Annotated in this window: 13 protein-coding genes and 1 pseudogene; 8 read left to right on the top strand and 6 right to left on the bottom strand. The window is 62.8% G+C overall.

What is annotated here, in order from left to right:
- The first annotated feature begins 31 nt into the window (after positions 1 to 31).
- From lepB to era, 3 genes are read left to right on the top strand one after another with little or no spacing between them, the layout of a single operon-like run.
- Entirely contained in the window at positions 32 to 769 is a 738-nt protein-coding gene (lepB, locus tag SJY08_RS10915; protein ID WP_054150455.1) for a signal peptidase I, read from the top strand.
- A complete protein-coding gene (rnc, locus tag SJY08_RS10910; RefSeq protein WP_069041757.1) occupies positions 766 to 1,491 on the top strand; it encodes a ribonuclease III in 726 nt (241 codons plus the stop codon). Before lepB ends, rnc begins: the two co-directional genes overlap by 4 nt.
- Entirely contained in the window at positions 1,492 to 2,442 is a 951-nt protein-coding gene (gene era / locus SJY08_RS10905; RefSeq protein ID WP_069041756.1) for a GTPase Era, read from the top strand.
- Positions 2,443 to 2,463: 21 nt separating this feature from the next.
- Here era and SJY08_RS10900 read toward each other — a convergent pair whose 3' ends face one another.
- A complete protein-coding gene (locus SJY08_RS10900) occupies positions 2,464 to 3,561 on the bottom strand; it encodes an AbrB family transcriptional regulator (RefSeq protein WP_377275563.1) in 1,098 nt (365 codons plus the stop codon).
- A 105-nt stretch (positions 3,562 to 3,666) separates the two neighbouring features.
- Between SJY08_RS10900 and SJY08_RS10895 the strand changes: the two genes are divergently transcribed.
- Together SJY08_RS10895 and recO are read left to right on the top strand one after the other, a co-directional pair.
- The gene (locus tag SJY08_RS10895) at positions 3,667 to 4,305 is read left to right on the top strand and encodes a TetR/AcrR family transcriptional regulator (RefSeq protein ID WP_300890038.1); all 639 of its coding nucleotides are present in this window, start codon (positions 3,667 to 3,669) and stop codon (positions 4,303 to 4,305) included.
- 51 nt (positions 4,306 to 4,356) lie between these two features.
- A complete protein-coding gene (gene recO, locus SJY08_RS10890; protein WP_377278552.1) occupies positions 4,357 to 5,130 on the top strand; it encodes a DNA repair protein RecO in 774 nt (257 codons plus the stop codon).
- Between the two features lie 2 nt (positions 5,131 to 5,132).
- Here recO and SJY08_RS10885 read toward each other — a convergent pair.
- The 5 genes and pseudogenes from SJY08_RS10885 to SJY08_RS10865 form a co-directional block, all read right to left on the bottom strand.
- Positions 5,133 to 5,312: pseudogene (locus SJY08_RS10885) on the bottom strand (hypothetical protein); the annotation flags it as partial.
- A 400-nt stretch (positions 5,313 to 5,712) separates the two neighbouring features.
- Entirely contained in the window at positions 5,713 to 6,933 is a 1,221-nt protein-coding gene (locus tag SJY08_RS10880) for an MFS transporter (protein ID WP_300890036.1), read from the bottom strand.
- 381 nt (positions 6,934 to 7,314) lie between these two features.
- On the bottom strand, positions 7,315 to 8,160 hold the full coding sequence (locus tag SJY08_RS10875; RefSeq protein ID WP_377275560.1) for an MOSC domain-containing protein: 846 nt from the start codon (positions 8,158 to 8,160) through the stop codon (positions 7,315 to 7,317).
- A gap of 13 nt (positions 8,161 to 8,173) precedes the next feature.
- Entirely contained in the window at positions 8,174 to 8,857 is a 684-nt protein-coding gene (locus SJY08_RS10870) for an HD domain-containing protein (protein WP_377275559.1), read from the bottom strand.
- A gap of 37 nt (positions 8,858 to 8,894) precedes the next feature.
- On the bottom strand, positions 8,895 to 11,660 hold the full coding sequence (locus tag SJY08_RS10865; RefSeq protein ID WP_377275558.1) for a DUF2339 domain-containing protein: 2,766 nt from the start codon (positions 11,658 to 11,660) through the stop codon (positions 8,895 to 8,897).
- 233 nt (positions 11,661 to 11,893) lie between these two features.
- Between SJY08_RS10865 and nadA the strand changes: the two genes are divergently transcribed.
- The 3 genes from nadA to nadC are packed head-to-tail and all read left to right on the top strand — an operon-like array spanning position 11,894 to position 15,502.
- Positions 11,894 to 12,964 carry a quinolinate synthase NadA gene (nadA, locus tag SJY08_RS10860; RefSeq protein ID WP_377275557.1) on the top strand — a complete coding sequence of 357 codons (1,071 nt, stop codon included), beginning with the start codon at positions 11,894 to 11,896 and terminating at the stop codon, positions 12,962 to 12,964.
- Between the two features lie 26 nt (positions 12,965 to 12,990).
- A complete protein-coding gene (locus SJY08_RS10855) occupies positions 12,991 to 14,583 on the top strand; it encodes an L-aspartate oxidase (RefSeq protein ID WP_377275556.1) in 1,593 nt (530 codons plus the stop codon).
- Positions 14,584 to 14,596: 13 nt separating this feature from the next.
- On the top strand, positions 14,597 to 15,502 hold the full coding sequence (gene nadC, locus SJY08_RS10850) for a carboxylating nicotinate-nucleotide diphosphorylase (RefSeq protein ID WP_377275555.1): 906 nt from the start codon (positions 14,597 to 14,599) through the stop codon (positions 15,500 to 15,502).
- Positions 15,503 to 15,862 lie beyond the last annotated feature (360 nt).

Here is a 15,862-nt window from a genome sequence, read left to right as displayed (position 1 = left end):
GCAGGATTTTCGCAAGAAGGAACCGATCCGCGTGAGCGAAGAAAAGAAGCAAAGTGCCCTCTGGGAAAACGTCAAGGTCATCATCCAGGCCCTGCTGTTGGCGATGGTGATCCGGACCGTGTTCTTTCAGCCCTTCACAATTCCGTCTGGCTCGATGATGCCGACGCTGCTGGTTGGCGACTACATCTTCGTCAACAAGTTCTCCTATGGCTATTCGAAATACTCGTTGCCCTTCTCGCCGGATCTGTTCGAGGGCCGGATCTTCGAGAGCGAACCGGAGCGCGGCGATATCGCGGTCTTCCGCTTCCCGCCGAACCCGAGCATCGACTATATCAAGCGGATCGTTGGCTTGCCGGGTGACCGGATCCAGATGATCGGCGGCGTGCTGCAGGTCAACGGTCAGCCCGTGCCGAAGGTTCAGGACGGCGTCTTCACCTCTGATTACCGTATGGATCCGGGCACCGACGTTCCCGTCTTCCGCGAAACGCTCGACAACGGCGTAAGCTACAACACGCTCGACCAGGCGCAGGGCACCCGTGGCGATGACACGCGCGAATTCATCGTGCCGGAAGGCCATTACTTCGCGATGGGCGACAATCGCGACAACTCGCTCGACAGCCGCTTCGATGTCGGCTTCGTGCCGGCCGAGAACCTGATCGGCAAGGCCTCGCTGATCTTCTTCTCGCTTGGCAACGACACCTCCTTCCGCGAAGTCTGGAAGTGGCCGGCCAACATGCGCTGGGATCGCCTGTTCAAGGTGGTCGAATGACGAACAAGAGCGTGGTCGGCGAAAAGGATTGGGAGCAGCTCGAAGCTGCGATCGGCCACAAGTTCGCCGACCGCGACCGCCTGAAGCGGGCGCTGACTCATGCCAGCGCCCAGGTCTCGCGGGGCAAGAAGGGCGACTACGAGCGGCTGGAATTCCTCGGCGACCGGGTGCTTGGCCTCTGCGTCGCCGAAATGCTGTTCAAGACCTTCCGCGACGCGACCGAGGGCGAACTCTCGGTTCGCTTCAACCAGCTGGTCAGCGCCGAGGCCTGTGCCTCGGTCGCCGACGAGATCGAGCTTTACCGCTTCATCCGCACGGGCGCGGACGTGAAGAAGATCACGGCGAAGAACATGCTGAATGTCCGCGCCGACGTCGTTGAAAGCCTGATCGCCGCCATTTATCTTGAGGCAGGATTGGAGGCCGCGCGCGGCTTCATCCTGAAATACTGGGAGGGTCGTGCTGCCCGCGCCGATGGCGCCCGCCGCGATGCCAAGACCGAATTGCAGGAATGGACGCATGCCAGATTTGGCAAGCCGCCCACATACAAGGTTGCCGATCGCTCCGGACCGGATCATGATCCCAGCTTCACGGTGATCGTAGAGATCCCGGGCCTGAAGCCGGAGATCGGCATCGAACGTTCCAAGCGTGCCGCCGAACAGGTGGCCGCGACCAAGATACTCGAACGCGAAGGCGTCTGGGCCAAGGCCTCCGACGCGAATTGAATGGATGATATGACCGATACCGAAACCCATGACGGCGGCGAAGCCACCGTCAACACCCCGACCCGATCCGGCTTCGTCGCCTTGATCGGCCCGACCAATGCCGGCAAGTCGACGCTGGTCAACCGCTTCGTCGGCGCCAAGGTGTCGATCGTCAGCCACAAGGTGCAGACGACCCGTGCCGTCATGCGCGGCATCGCGATCCACAAGAACGCCCAGATCGTCTTCATGGACACGCCCGGCATCTTCAAGCCGCGCCGCAAGCTCGACCGCGCCATGGTGACCTCTGCCTGGGGCGGTGCCAAGGATGCCGATATCATCCTGCTCCTGATCGACAGCGAACGCGGTTTGCGCGGCGATGCCGAGGCGATCCTGGAAGCTCTGAAGGACGTGCCGCAGCCGAAGATCCTGGTCCTGAACAAGATCGACCGGGTGCGCCACGAAGATCTGTTCACGCTGGCCGAGAAGGCCAACGAAGCGGTCAAGTTCGACCGCACCTTCATGATCTCGGCCACGACCGGATCGGGCTGCGACGACATCATGGACTATCTGGCTGAGACTTTCCCGGAAGGTCCCTGGTATTATCCGGAAGACCAGATTTCCGATCTGCCGATGCGCCAGCTCGCAGCCGAAATCACCCGCGAGAAGCTGTTCCTGCGCCTGCACCAGGAGCTTCCCTATTCCTCGCATGTCGAGACGGAGACCTGGGAAGAGCGCAAGGATGGCTCTGTTCGTATCGAACAGGTTATCTATGTCGAGCGCGACAGCCAGAAGAAGATCGTGCTGGGCAAGAACGGCGACGCGATCAAGGCGATTTCCACGGCTTCCCGCAAGGAGATGTCCGAGATCCTCGAACAGCCGGTCCACCTCTTCCTCTTTGTGAAGGTGCGCGAGAACTGGGGCAACGATCCCGAACGCTTCCGCGAAATGGGCCTCGAATTCCCCCGCGACTAAGCACAATCAAGCGAAGGGCACTCAGCCCTTCGCCACGCGCCTTGCCACGAAGTCCGAAATCGTCGGTCCGATCAGGATGATGACGATCAGCCGCATGGTCTGCAGCGCCATGATGAAGGACATGTCGACCGGCGTGGTCGCGGCAATGATCGCGATCGAATCGAGCCCGCCTGGACTCGTCGCGAGATAGGCAGTCAGCGGGTCGACGCCATGCAGCGACCAGAGCAGGAAGGCAAGCCCGCCGCTGAACGCCATCAGCACCAGGATCGAGCCGACGATCTGGGGCAGGGCGCTTGCCGCATGCCTGAGGATCCGCCGCGTGAAGGACAGGCCGATCCGCCAGCCGATCACGCCATAGCCGAGCGCCAGCAGCCATTCCGGCAGTTGCAGGGTGATATAGCCCATGACATGCAGAACCGTCGTCGCAACCAGCGGCAGGAGCATGGTGCCCGCCGGTATCCTGAGCCGTGCGCCGACCATCGCCGCCGCAATGGCAGCAGCCAGCGTTAAGGACAGATCGAGCCAGTCGGTTTCCGGAAACCAGACGACGGCCTGCGCAGCACCGCCTTCGACGTTGAAGACGAAGGCCGCCATCAGCGAGGCGCCGGTCGCGACAAAGGCGACGCGCAGATACTGCATGAAGGCGACCAGCCTCGCATCCCCGCCATGGGCTTCTGCCATCAGCACCATGGCCGAGGCGGCTCCCGCAGATGTCCCCCAGATTGCGGTTGTGCCCGGAAGGATCTCGGCTTTTGCCATGAAATAGCCGAGCAGGCTGCTCGCCGCGATGATCGCAAGCACGATGGACAGAAAGACCGGCCAGTCGTCTGCGACCGTCGACAGCGTTCCCAGATCGATCGAGCGGGCGATGATGCAGCCGATCAGCGAATGGGCGAAGATGTAGGGGTAGCGGTGAACGGAAAGCCGTGCGCCATTGGTGGCCACGAGAATGGCCGCGACCATGGGCCCGAGCAGCAGCGCGCCCGGGATGTGCGCGAGGAAAAGCCCGCCGGAGATCGCAACGGACAGGGCGAAGAGAATGAGCCAGCGAAGGGCGACCGGAAGCGGTGTCAGCAGGCCGGGTTGTGTAGGCGTCCCATGCTCTTTGTCCAAGGACATGACTGTCTCCGTCCTTCGTCTGAGACACCTTTGCCGGAAAGGGCTGGACGAAAGCGCGTTTTCATCAAATAAATGAGGTAGACCTCACAAACGAGTTTTATGAGCATGGCCTCGCAAAAGTCAAGTTCGGCCTCGACGCCGCAGGCGACGCCCGCGCCGACCGCCAAGGAGCCCAAACGCAAGCGCGGCATTGCCCGGGTCGCAAAGCTTCTTGATGCCGGTGCCGCCGTCTTCGCCGAGCAGGGCTACAGGGCCGCGACCATGACGGAGATCGCTGCCCGGGCCGAAGCGCCGATCGGTTCACTCTACCAGTTCTTTCCCAACAAGGATGTGCTCGCCGACGCGCTCGTTGCCCGCTATGCCGAGCATGTCGAGGCAGCGCTGGACCGAATCAGGGCGCAGGTCGCAGACCTCGACGGAAACCAGCTCGCCGACCGCCTGCTCGACGTGCTCGTCGCCCATGCTGCCGAGCGCAGCCTGGCGCTCAGCCTGCTCGATGCCCGATGGGAGCAGCCGGGTGTGCGCCCGGGCGTGCTTCGTGAAAGCCTGCGCAAGCGGATCACCGAGATCCTCACGCTCTGGCGCCCGCACCTGCCCGAGGAACAGGCCGAGATCATGTCGGTTGTGCTCTTCCAGGCGATGAAGTCACTTGTGCAACTGCATGAAGAAAAACGCTATCCGGGAAAGCCCGAAGCGATCGCCCATTGGCGCGGCTGGGTGCAACGCTATCTCGCGGACGTCTGACCGCTCGCGAAATTCCTCGCGCTTAAGCGGCCTCTGCGGTAAAACCTGATGATGCAATGGACAGACGAGGCAATCCTTCTCGGGGTGCGGCGGCATGGCGAAACAAGCGTCATCGCCGAGGTGATGACGGCCAACCGCGGCCGGCATCTGGGCATGGTGCGCTCTGGTCGCTCACGCACGATGCAGCCGGTGCTGCAGCCCGGCAATCGTCTGGAAGTCACCTGGCGTGCCCGCCTGGACGAACATCTGGGCGAGTTTCGCATAGAACCTCTGATGCTGCGTGCGGGCCGGTTGATGGAAAGCGCGACCGCCGTTTACGGTGTGCAGGCGCTCGGGGCCCTGCTGCGGCTATTGCCGGAGCGAGATCCCCATCCGCATCTCTTTCAGGCGCTGGATGTCATTCTCGATCATCTGGAGGAACCTGCGACGGCCGGCGAACTCTTCGTCCGCTTCGAGCTTGGGCTGCTGAATGATCTCGGCTTCGGGCTGGATCTGACTGAATGTGCCGCGACGGGCACGCACCATGATCTGGCTTATGTCTCGCCGAAGTCGGGCAGGGCGGTCAGCCGCGAGGCGGGCGCGCCCTGGGCGGACAAGATGCTGGCGCTGCCGGATTTCCTCACGCCCGGCACGAACCGGGCGGCTGATCCGGACAGCCTCGCTGCCGCCTTTCGGCTGACATCCTATTTTCTGGATCGGCATGTCTACGGGCCGCGGGGCCTCGAGCCCGGCGCGGCACGCGAGGGGTTCTGTCAGGCGGCGTTGAAAACCTTGCGTTCGCTGGAAGCGCCCGGCGAATTGGCCGCGCCCAGGAACACGGCCTGATCTTCTGGCGCCGATTTCGCCATGTGATCATGAATGGCGGCCTGTAGTTCGCTGATGTTGCGATAGCTACCGCCGTCGAGGTCGATGACCGGATATTTGACGGCGATGAACTTGACCCTGTCGCCATCGGGTATGGTGATGCCAACCGGGATCCCGGCATATTCGATAACTTGCTTCTTCATAACGATATTCCCCGCCCATGCGCGCGGCACGGCGTTGTGTAAGGTGTCGATGAAATGGAATCAGTGCTTGCGCAGCGTCACATTCGACAGATGCAGTCGGGATGGCGTTTCACCATCACGAGGCGCGGGGTCGGCTGCCAGGATCGGATGGCATCAAGAAATACAACTTGCATTTCGCTGACCTCCTTCTTTGGCTGAGGCCTTCAATAGCGAGGCCGTACATGGTTCGTCGTCAGGATCCGAACCAGCTCGCACAAGGTAGGTGCTGGCTCGGAATCCGTCAACGGGCGGTGCGGGAAAAATAAAATAATTTTCTGTGACAGTCTTGCTCAGCTGAAGACACAGGAATTTTGATCCGGCACGAGCGAAATGCCGAAATATGATCTCAGTTTGGGCAAAATTACGCCACGCCCATTGCCGGGCGTTCGACGGCTTGTTCGCGGATCGGCCAATGCACCACAGCCGCGAAGATGCCGAGCGCCACACCCAACCACCAGACCTGGTCATAGGTTCCGAAGTGGTCGTAGAGATAGCCGCCCATCCACACGCCGAGGAAGGACCCGATCTGGTGGGAGAGGAAGACCAGGCCTCCGAGCAGGCCGAGGTGGCGCGTGCCGAACATGATCGCCACGAGCCCGTTGGTCGGCGGCACGGTGGAGAGCCAGAGCAGCCCCATGACAGCGGCAAAGACAACGACCGAGGCCGGCGTCTGCGGCAGGAGCAGGAAGAGCGTCACTGTGATCGAGCGACCGATATAGATGAAGGCGAGGAAATAGGGTTTGGAATAGCGCTGCCCGATCCAGCCGGCCGCCAGCGAGCCGATGATGTTGAAGAAGCCGATCAGCGCCATCGCGATCACCGCATAACTCGCCTCGATGCCGATATCGCCGAGATAGGCGGGGAAATGCGCGGTGATGAAGGCGACCTGGAAGCCGCAGACGAAGAAGCCGGTCGTCAGCAGAAGATAGCTCTTGTGCGCGAAGGCTTCTTTCAGCGCCTCGGCGATCGTCTGCTGATACTGGTTGCCGGACTGCGTGCCCGACTGTGCATTGCCGCGCAGCGGAAAGGCAAGCAGCGGCACGACCAGCATCATGACAGCGATGATCACGAGACTATCCGACCAGCCGAAGGCCGAGATGAAGCCCTGGCTGAGCGGCGCAAACAGGAACATGCCGGCCGAACCCGCAGCTGTCCCAATGCCAAATGCCATCGACCGCTGTTCCGGCGTCACGTTGCGGGCAAAGGCCGAGAGAATGACGCTGAAAGAGCCGGCGCCGATCGCAAGACCGATCAGCACGCCCCCGCCCATGTGCAGCCAGATAGGCGCCGAAGCATTGGCCATCATCACCAGGCCAGCGGCATAAAGCACGCCCGACATGACCAGCACCCGACCTGTGCCGTATTTGTCGGCGAGCGCCCCGAAGAACGGCTGGCTGATACCCCAGAAAAGGTTCTGGAAGGCCATGGCAAGCCCGAAGGTAGAGCGGTCCCAGCCACGATCGGCCAGCATCGGCAGCTGGAAGAAGCCCATGGCCGAGCGCGGCCCGAAGGTCATCACCGCAATCAGCGATCCGGCGAGAATGATGAGCCAGGGCATGGCAGGGCGGCTGGTGGTCGTCATCGGGGGATTCTCCTCTGTCGATCACACATTAGTGCAGACGATGGACGAGCAGAAACGCCTTTTGATGAACTGGCCATCAGGGGATTTGATGAATGTCAGGGGGCGGCGTGGGCGGCTCGATCCTTCGGGGCCCCCAGCGGGGTGTCGCGCCACCTCTCCCCTCTGTGGGAGAGGTTACAAAATCGAAGGCTTAGCCCGATCAGGGCTCAACTTCAGATTTTGTTGGTGAGGGGATCGGTCCTGTGGGCGCAGACTCACGGACCCCCTCGCTTGCGATTTCAGATGTTTAGCCGTGGCTTCCGCCACGACTAACTCATCGAAATCGCTTTCTCCCCCACCAAGGGGGAGATGGGCGCCGCAAGCTCTGCTGACCCCGTAATCTCACCGCTGCTTGATCGCCCAAGCCTCGCGAGTGCCGAGCACAGACACCGCATCACCGACCCGCACCAGACCCTCTCCCCGCGGTACCGCATTCCACCCGAAAAGCACCCCCGGCACGCGGCGGTCGGCAGACATGCGGATCCGGCCCATGGCCGGCATCGGGTTGGCGCCCTCGCGCGATCCGGTCTGCTGGTCCTGAGTGGTCATGATGCAGCGCGGGCAAGGTTTGACGAAATCGAAGCGGACGCCGCCGATCTCGAGGCCGGTCCAGGCATCTTCCGCCCAGGGCTCGTCGCAGTCGACGACGATGTTCGGGCGGAACCGATCCATGCCAACAGAACCTTCGCCGTGCCGCTCCATGTCCTCGTTCAGCGCGCGCAAGGAGCCTGATGTCGTCACGAGGATCTGATAGCCGTCGGCAAAGCCCATCGGCGAGGCTTCTCCGGCCCATTCCACGCTCGCCTCGCGGCGGCTTTCCTCGTCGATGAAGGCGAGTTTCACCGGCCGGCCGAACCAGTCGGAAAGCTTGGCATTAACGCTGTCATGCGCCATCGCCGCGCTGACGGTCGAGCGCCAGATGGTGACATCCATGCGATTGTCCGGCTGCGGCGGCGCGACCATCATTTCACGCCCGTCATTCAATCGAAGCGTCAGATAGGCGGCGGCCGGGAGCGTCGTGAGGCGAGCAAGGTCGGGCATTTCCCGCTGGGTGATGAACTGGCCATCAGGATCGACCAGCATCATGCGCCGGTCGCCGGAGAGGCCCATGGCATCGATGCGCGCCTGGGGAAGCGCAATGCCGCGCCCGCTCTTGAAGGGATAGATGGAGAGCCCGGTCACTTGCATGGATTAGCGTCCTTCAGATTTCGTCGCGGAAGAGGGTCAGGAACAGATTGAGCCGCTCGTGCCGCTCCTCAGCCAGCTTTCGGCCGGTCGCCGTCTGGAAGCCGTTGGAGAGCTTCAGGAGCTTGGCCGGAAAGTGGTCGATCGCATAGGAGCGGTCGTCGAGCGGGCGGTTCTCGGCGCTGGGATCGCCGGGGTGGTAGAGGCCGGAACCCATCCGCCCGGCGATGTAGAAACAGCGCGCTACGCCGACCATGCCGATCGCATCCAGCCGGTCGGCATCCTGCAGCATCTTCGCTTCCAGTGTCTCCGGCTTGATGTTGGCGGAAAAGCTATGGGTGAGGATCGCATGCGCCACGGCCTCGATCCTCTCCTTCGGCCAGCCAAGCGCGGCAAGAATGCCACTTGCCTTATCTGCGGCCAGCCGCGAAGCCTGCGACCGGAGTGGCGAGCTCTTCTCGACCGCGACGCAGTCATGTAGCAGAACGGCGGCGGCGAGGATCTCGGCATCTCCACCTTCGCCGGCCTGGATCTTCAGCGCGTTCCTGAAGACGCGGTGGATATGGGCAAGGTCGTGCGAGCCATCATCCCCCTCGGTTGCGTGATCGAGGAGAACGGCGGCGAGCGCATCGTGGGGGGCGAAGTCAGAGGCGGTGAGAAGGGCGGTCAAACGTTGGTTCCCCGTTTCGGCTGGCCGCATCTAGCCCCGCAAGGCCAAACTGTTCAACCGCCCTTGATCAGATCCCCGTCGGCGCCTCGTCCTCGTCCACGGCTGGTGATCGGCCGGACTTGCCGCTCAGGATCCTCTGATAGAAGAGCCCGATGCCGATCAGAACGAAGCCGAGACCGATGAACGAAAGCGCGCGAAGCACGCCTTCGAGATTCGCCATGTCGATCAGGAAGACCTTGGCAACCGTCAGGATGACGATGACGGCAGAGGCGATGCGAAGGCTTCTCGCATCGAAGCGCGAGCCGAGCGCGAGCAGCCCGACGCCGATTGCCAGCCAGGCCACCGAATAGCTGTAGGTTTCCGCCTGTTCGAACCCCTTCCAGTAGGCGATGAACTCGCCCTGCCAGAAGCGTCGCACTGACAGTGTCACCCAGGCGAAACCGAGCAGGGCGCCGGAAAGCGCCAACAGGATGACATAGGGAAGGGGGCGCTTGTCGCGGGCGTAGAAGGCGAGACCCGCATAGGCGAGGCCAGGCAGCAGATAGCCGATCAGCAGCAGGTTGATCAGCGGCCAGCTTCCAGTGCTCTCGCCAGAAAAGTAGGGATTGAGCGCGCCGAGATGCAGGCTGATGGTCTGCGCGATGGCAAGGCTGCCGGCGACCATCGAGCCGTACAGGAAGACGAAGCTCGGCGATTTGAGATCGAGCGTCATCAGGATGCCGGAGAGACCCACCACCAGCAATGTGTAGATCGACTGTTCACCGAGCGTCGGAGCGGAGGCGTCGAGCACGCCGCCATTCATCGCATGACGGACCAGGATTGCGACCGCCAGCAGGCCAAGAAGGCTGGCCAGGCCCTGAAGCGCGTTGCGAACCCTGAGGCCCGGCCAGTTCCGCATCTGATAGGCCGAGAGCAGGGCGAGCAGTGCCGGAATGCCGTAGCCGGGCAGCAACGGGTTGAACACGGGCGTCCGCGACAGCGCATCCGGCCCGACCAGCGTCGGATCCCAGAAGATGCGGAAGAGTACGCCAACGAGCGCAGCCACCATCACCCAGGGCAGTCCGCTCCACTCCCGTTTGCGGGTCGCCATCAGATAGGTAAAGCCGATGAGCGCCAGCAGGATCGTGGTTACAACGCCGTCGGTCAGGCAATGCAGCGCGAGCACGAAGGCAAAGAAACTGCCGAGAAGCAAGATGTCGACCCCGCGCCGGAAAGCGGGCAGGGCGCCTTGTCGATAGAGATATTCACAGGCTGCGAGCAGCACGGAGCCGAGGCCGAGCGCAAAGAGGCCATGCACCCAGTCCCGCGCATAGGTTCCGTAAAACAGGAAGCTGATGGTCGCGAGCGTCACCGGCAGGACCGCCACGATCACCGCCCAGACCGTTGCGAACAAGGGGTCATCGGCAAAGCGACGGCGGTTCTGGGCAAGACCGATAAAGGCGAAGACGGCGGCAAGCACCAGGAAGATCAGCATGACAGGTCCGCCGAGGCTGACCACGGTCGTTTCCTCCCAGCCGAAGCCGAGCAGCAGGACCTGCGCCTGGGCGATCAAGCCGGACTTTACCACGGCGCCGATCAGGGCGCCCACGGCCGCGAGTGCCGTTGGCCAGAAGGCGCCATGGCGCGCACTTCCCGCAGCGGCGAGCGCTGCGACCAGAGCGGCGAAGGCAAAGAGCGGCAAGGAGACCGCCGGTCCGCTGTCCAGCATCACGAGCGCCGGTATTAGGATCGCGAGCGACAGCGTGATGTCGAGCGCAAGCGGACCCCAGGCCATCCGCCCACCAAGGGCATCGAGCGACAGAGGTGTGCCGGGCTCCGCCGGATCTTCACCCTTCACACCCGGCCAGATCAGCATCCAGGCCGCGATCATGGCGATCAGCGACAAGGCAATCGGCGTTATCTCGGCGGAGTCAATGAGTGCCACGAGCGCCCAGAGCCCGAGCAGCACCTGGGCAATCGCCGGCACGATCAGCCAGCCCTTGATCCGCGAGGCGAGCGCCGTCGCGATCTGGGCGACGGTCAGATAGATGAACAGTGTCCAAAGGCTCGGCGCCGTGGTCGAGATCAGAAGCGGCGTCAGCATCGACCCGACAAGCCCGAGCCCGGCCAGAGCCTGCCCATGGAGCAGCGAAAGGCCGAGCACACCGAAGGCGGTGAGCCCGAGGAGCAGGAAGGCGAGCGTCGGGCCGATGAATTCATAAATGCCATGGGCGGCATAGATCGCGCCGAACAGCGAGACCGCACCCGCTGCCGTGAGGATGCCGGGTACCATAGCGTTGGCATAGAGCGCTTCGGCCTTCGGCAATGCCTTTCGGCGGACCAGTTCGCCGGCGGCGATCAGGAGGAGGCCGAACAGGGCAGCAAGCGTCAGTCGCACGCCGGGGCCGAGCAGTCCGCTTTCGATTGAGTAACGCACGAGGAAGACCCCGCCGAGCGCCAGAGCCAGTCCTCCGGCCCAGACGGCCCAACGTGTGCCGAGCAGATTTTCCAGGCTCTCTGCGGGTGCGGCGGCGGTGGCTCTGCTGCTGGCCGCCGTGGTGAGGGCGGCAGCGTTTTCTTCCGGCAACGAGGCTGGTGCGCTTTGATACGGCGCGCCATCGAGTGCTGCCTCCTCCGCAACCAGGGTCTCTGCGGACGTCTCCGGAAGGACGATCTCAACCGGCTCTTCCGGGCCCACCTGAATGGCAGATGGCGTTGCTGTCGCTCCGCTCACCTTGAGCAGCCGCTCGCGGACCTCTCCGAGTTCCTTCTCGAGGCGGTCGATACGTTTGGCGGCGCCCCGGTTGATGACAAAGAGAACGCCGATCAGGATCAGCGGCAACAGTTCGAACATTTGGCCTCGCAGAGCCTTGCCTCAAGGAGCCGCCAAACTAACGGTTTTCTCGATGAGGGAAAGCGCTTCTCATCACGCCGCGGTCATGGCCGACCTTGCGAGGCGCGAAGACGGGGTTAAAACCTCCCTTGCAATCGAGGGCGAAACTTTCTACATCCGCAGTACCGGCGATCGCCGGTTTTCTTTGGTGCTCATTATGCTCAGATTGAGCATAAATAATGGAGGAGATGGCCATGGAAGCGCAGCACCCGGTGCAAACCACCCGCACGTCCCGCACGGCAGCCGAGCGTTTTGGCGTCTGGGAACGCCCGGATCTCACCTATACGCCGGCCATAGCCAGGGAGACCGAGCACCTCTACGAGCGTGTCCGCGATTTCATCCCCGCGATCGAGTGGCCGATTTTTGCGCCTTACATCCATGCGATCAACCGGCTGAAAAAGGAACGTGGCGCCGTCATCCTGGCGCACAACTATCAGACGCCGGAGATCTTCCACTGCGTCGCCGACATCAAGGGCGATTCGCTACAGCTCGCCCGCGATGCCGTCAGCGTCGATGCCGAGATCATCGTCCAATGCGGTGTGCATTTCATGGCCGAGACCTCGAAGCTGCTCAATCCACAAAAGACCGTGCTGATCCCCGACGGCCGCGCCGGTTGCTCGCTGTCAGAATCGATCACCGGTGCCGATGTTCGCCTGCTGCGCGAGCGTTATCCCGGCGTGCCCGTCGTCACCTATGTCAACACCTCCGCCGACGTGAAGGCTGAAACCGACATTTGCTGCACCTCGGCCAATGCCGTCGACGTGGTCAACAGCTTCGACAGCGACACCGTGCTCTGCATCCCCGACGAATATCTGGCGATGAATGTCGCCAACCAGACGAGCAAGAAGATCCTCACCTGGAAGGGCCATTGCGAGGTGCATGAGCGCTTCACGGCGGACGAACTTCTGGAATACAAAAAGGCCGATCCGCGCATCGAGATCGTCGCCCATCCGGAATGCCATCCGAGCGTGCTTGCCGTCTCGGACTATGCCGGGTCGACCAAGGGTATGATCGACTACGTCAAGACGAAGCGGCCGGCTCGTGTTCTGCTCGTTACCGAATGCTCGATGGCCTCGAACATTCAGGTCGAGGTGCCCGAAGTCGACTTCGTCAAACCCTGCAATCTCTGTCCGCACATGAAGCGCATCACCCTGCCGAAGATCCTCGACAGCCTGCTCTTCATGACCGAGGAAGTGACGGTTGATCCGGCGATTGCCGGCCGCGCACGGCTTGCGGTCGAGCGGATGATCAATCTGAAGAATTGAAATACCGGCCGGCCGGGGAGGGCTGAATGGCGACCAATCTTGAATCCATGCGGCCGCAATCCTGGCAGGGCATCGACGATATCGTCATCGTCGGTGGCGGCCTGGCAGGCCTCTTCTGCGCGCTGAAGCTGGCACCACGGCCGGTCACGGTGCTGGCCGCCGCTCCGATCGGGCAGGGCGCGTCCTCGGCCTGGGCGCAAGGCGGCATCGCCGCCGCGATGAGCCCCGGCGACAGTTTCGACAAACATCTGGCCGATACGGTCTCAGCCGGTGCCGGGCTGGTCGAGGAGAAGATGGCGCGGCTGATGATCTCGGAGGGGCCGGATCGGGTGCATGATCTGCTCGCCTATGGCGTGCCCTTCGACCGCGATCTGGAAGGCCATCTTCTTCTGTCGCGTGAGGCCGCCCATTCCGAGCGTCGGATCGTCCGCGTGGCCGGTGACAGGGCGGGTGGCGCGATCATGGAGGCGCTGATCTCGGCTGTCCGCCGCACGCCGTCGATCCGGGTCATGGAAGGCTATGTGGTCGAGGAACTGATTGCCGAAGGCCGTTTCGTCTCCGGCGTCATCGCAAGGCCTGATGCCGGCCAGTCGAAGACGCGCGTCGCCTTTCCTGCGCGTGCGGTGGTGCTCTGCTCCGGTGGCGTCGGTCATCTCTATTCTGTGACCACCAACCCGGCCGAAGCGCGCGGCACGGGCGTCGGCATGGCGGCGAAGGCCGGCGCCATGATCGCCGATCCGGAATTTGTCCAGTTCCACCCGACGGCCATCGATATCGGCCAGGACCCGGCGCCGCTCGCGACCGAGGCCCTGCGCGGTGATGGCGCTGTGCTCGTAAATGCGGCCGGCCATCGTTTCATGACCGATCTGCATGTGGACGCGGAGCTTGCACCGCGTGACATCGTGGCCCGCGGCGTCTTTGCCGAAGTGGCGGCCGGCCGCGGCGCCTTCCTCGATTGCACCAAGGCGATCGGCAAGGATTTTGCCAAACGCTTTCCGACCGTCTTTGCCTCCTGCATCGCCGCCGGCATCGATCCGGTGAGCCAGCCCATTCCGGTGGTCCCGGCGGTGCATTATCACATGGGCGGCGTGCTCGTGGATGCCGATGGCCGCACCTCGCTGGATGGCCTCTGGGCAGCGGGAGAGGTGACCTCGAGCGGCGTGCATGGCGCAAACCGTCTCGCCTCCAATTCGCTTCTTGAAGCCGTCGTCTTTGCCGGTCGGATCGCCGAATCGATCAAGGGCATGCTGCCGGAATCGGCCCTTTACGAATGGGGCACGAGCGCCGGCGAAAACGATGACCTCGTCACTGTCGAAGACAGCCCCGAGCTCAAGGACCTGCGCGGTCTGATGAGCCGCCATGCGGGCGTCATCAGAGACGAGGCGGGGCTGAAGGTGCTGATCCGTGAACTGGTGGCTCTGGAGCGCAAGCGCCCGCGCGTGCGCTTCTCCAACATCACGGCGACCGCCAAGCTGATTGCGGTTGGCGCCTATCTGCGCAGGGAAAGCCGTGGCGCCCATATGCGCGCTGATCATCCGCATCCTGAGGAAGCGCTGCGTCATCGTACCTATCTGACGCTGAAAGATGCCGACCGAATTGCCGCCGAACTGGCCGGCTGAGGAGACCACGCCGATGACCACGAGCTTTCGCCCTCAGCTTTCGCCCCTGATGATCGAGGACCTCGTCCGCAACGCACTCCTCGAAGATCTGGGCCGTGCCGGGGATATCACCACCTATGCGACGATCGGGCCGGAGAAGACGGCGGTGGCCGATCTGAACAGCCGCGAACACGGCGTCGTCGCCGCGCTGCCCCTGGCCGAAGCTGCCTTTCGTCTGATCGATCCGTCCTTGCGCTTCGAAGCCTTTGTGGCCGATGGCGATACGGTAGCGCCGGGGCAAGCGATCGCCCGCGTTTCCGGCAACGCCCGGTCGGTCCTGTCGGCCGAGCGCGTCGCGCTGAACTTCCTCATGCATCTCTCGGGCGTGGCCAGCTACACGGCACGCTTTGCAGCCGAGATCACCCATACCAAGGCGCGGGTGACCTGCACCCGCAAGACACTGCCGGGGCTAAGGGCTGTGGAGAAATACGCGGTGCGTCTGGGTGGCGGTTCGAACCACCGCTTCGGGCTCGACGATGCGATCCTGATCAAGGACAACCACATTGCTGTCGCCGGTGGCGTCGCCTCCGCGGTCCATGCCGCGCGCGCCTATGCCGGCCACCTCGTAAAGATCGAAGTTGAGGTTGATGGTCTGGAGCAGATGCGCGAAGCACTCGGCGCACGACCGGATGTGATCCTGCTCGACAACATGGGGCCGGATCTGCTGCGCGAGGCGGTCGCGATCAATCGCGGGCATCATGGCCTGAGCCTGGCCGACTACGCCTCGGATGTCCGGCGCGTGGTCCTCGAAGCCTCGGGGAACGTCAACCTGCAGACGATTCGCCCGATCGCCGAGACGGGTGTCGACTATATCTCGACCTCGAAGATCACCATGGCAGCCCCGACACTCGACATCGGCCTCGACATCTCGCTCCGCTGAACTCACGACAAAGTTTGCGGATTGTTTTGCGGCGCAGCATGCACTGGGATCCCGCGCGCACTGGAAAACCCATGTGTGCCAAGGCCTTGCTGATATATCAGCATTTGCTTCGCTAGTTATTACCCGTGATTCCTGGTTTTTGACCGCCAAAACCGAATCCCCTAGCCCTTTGTCATGCATACAGTTTGTATCGCATCGGGGTAATGCAGACGGAACGACGACTGTGTAAGGGGCAAGTATGACGACGACACTTTTGAAGCCGGACAGCGCACCCCTGGGCAGGGATGCCCGCCATGATGCTTCGATACCTGCATCTTTTACTAAAAATGATCTCGCAATCGCTTGTGACGGACGTCACTC

Source organism: Rhizobium sp. R86522, from assembly GCF_042466255.1.
In the GTDB taxonomy this organism is placed as follows: Bacteria; Pseudomonadota; Alphaproteobacteria; order Rhizobiales; family Rhizobiaceae; genus Allorhizobium.
The sequence above is the reverse complement of the archived record's forward strand: the minus strand, read 5'-3'. Positions and strand labels throughout refer to the sequence as shown.

Coding starts and splice junctions, on each gene's coding strand:
- SJY08_RS10880 (WP_300890036.1), bottom strand. CDS start 6,933: ATGACGACCACCAGCCGCCCTGCCATGCCCTGGCTCATCATTCTCGCC.
- SJY08_RS10875 (WP_377275560.1), bottom strand. CDS start 8,160: ATGCAAGTGACCGGGCTCTCCATCTATCCCTTCAAGAGCGGGCGCGGC.
- SJY08_RS10855 (WP_377275556.1), top strand. CDS start 12,991: ATGGCGACCAATCTTGAATCCATGCGGCCGCAATCCTGGCAGGGCATC.
- nadA (WP_377275557.1), top strand. CDS start 11,894: ATGGAAGCGCAGCACCCGGTGCAAACCACCCGCACGTCCCGCACGGCA.
- recO (WP_377278552.1), top strand. CDS start 4,357: ATGCAATGGACAGACGAGGCAATCCTTCTCGGGGTGCGGCGGCATGGC.
- nadC (WP_377275555.1), top strand. CDS start 14,597: ATGACCACGAGCTTTCGCCCTCAGCTTTCGCCCCTGATGATCGAGGAC.
- SJY08_RS10870 (WP_377275559.1), bottom strand. CDS start 8,857: ATGCGGCCAGCCGAAACGGGGAACCAACGTTTGACCGCCCTTCTCACC.
- era (WP_069041756.1), top strand. CDS start 1,492: ATGGATGATATGACCGATACCGAAACCCATGACGGCGGCGAAGCCACC.
- rnc (WP_069041757.1), top strand. CDS start 766: ATGACGAACAAGAGCGTGGTCGGCGAAAAGGATTGGGAGCAGCTCGAA.
- SJY08_RS10895 (WP_300890038.1), top strand. CDS start 3,667: ATGGCCTCGCAAAAGTCAAGTTCGGCCTCGACGCCGCAGGCGACGCCC.
- SJY08_RS10900 (WP_377275563.1), bottom strand. CDS start 3,561: ATGTCCTTGGACAAAGAGCATGGGACGCCTACACAACCCGGCCTGCTG.
- SJY08_RS10865 (WP_377275558.1), bottom strand. CDS start 11,660: ATGTTCGAACTGTTGCCGCTGATCCTGATCGGCGTTCTCTTTGTCATC.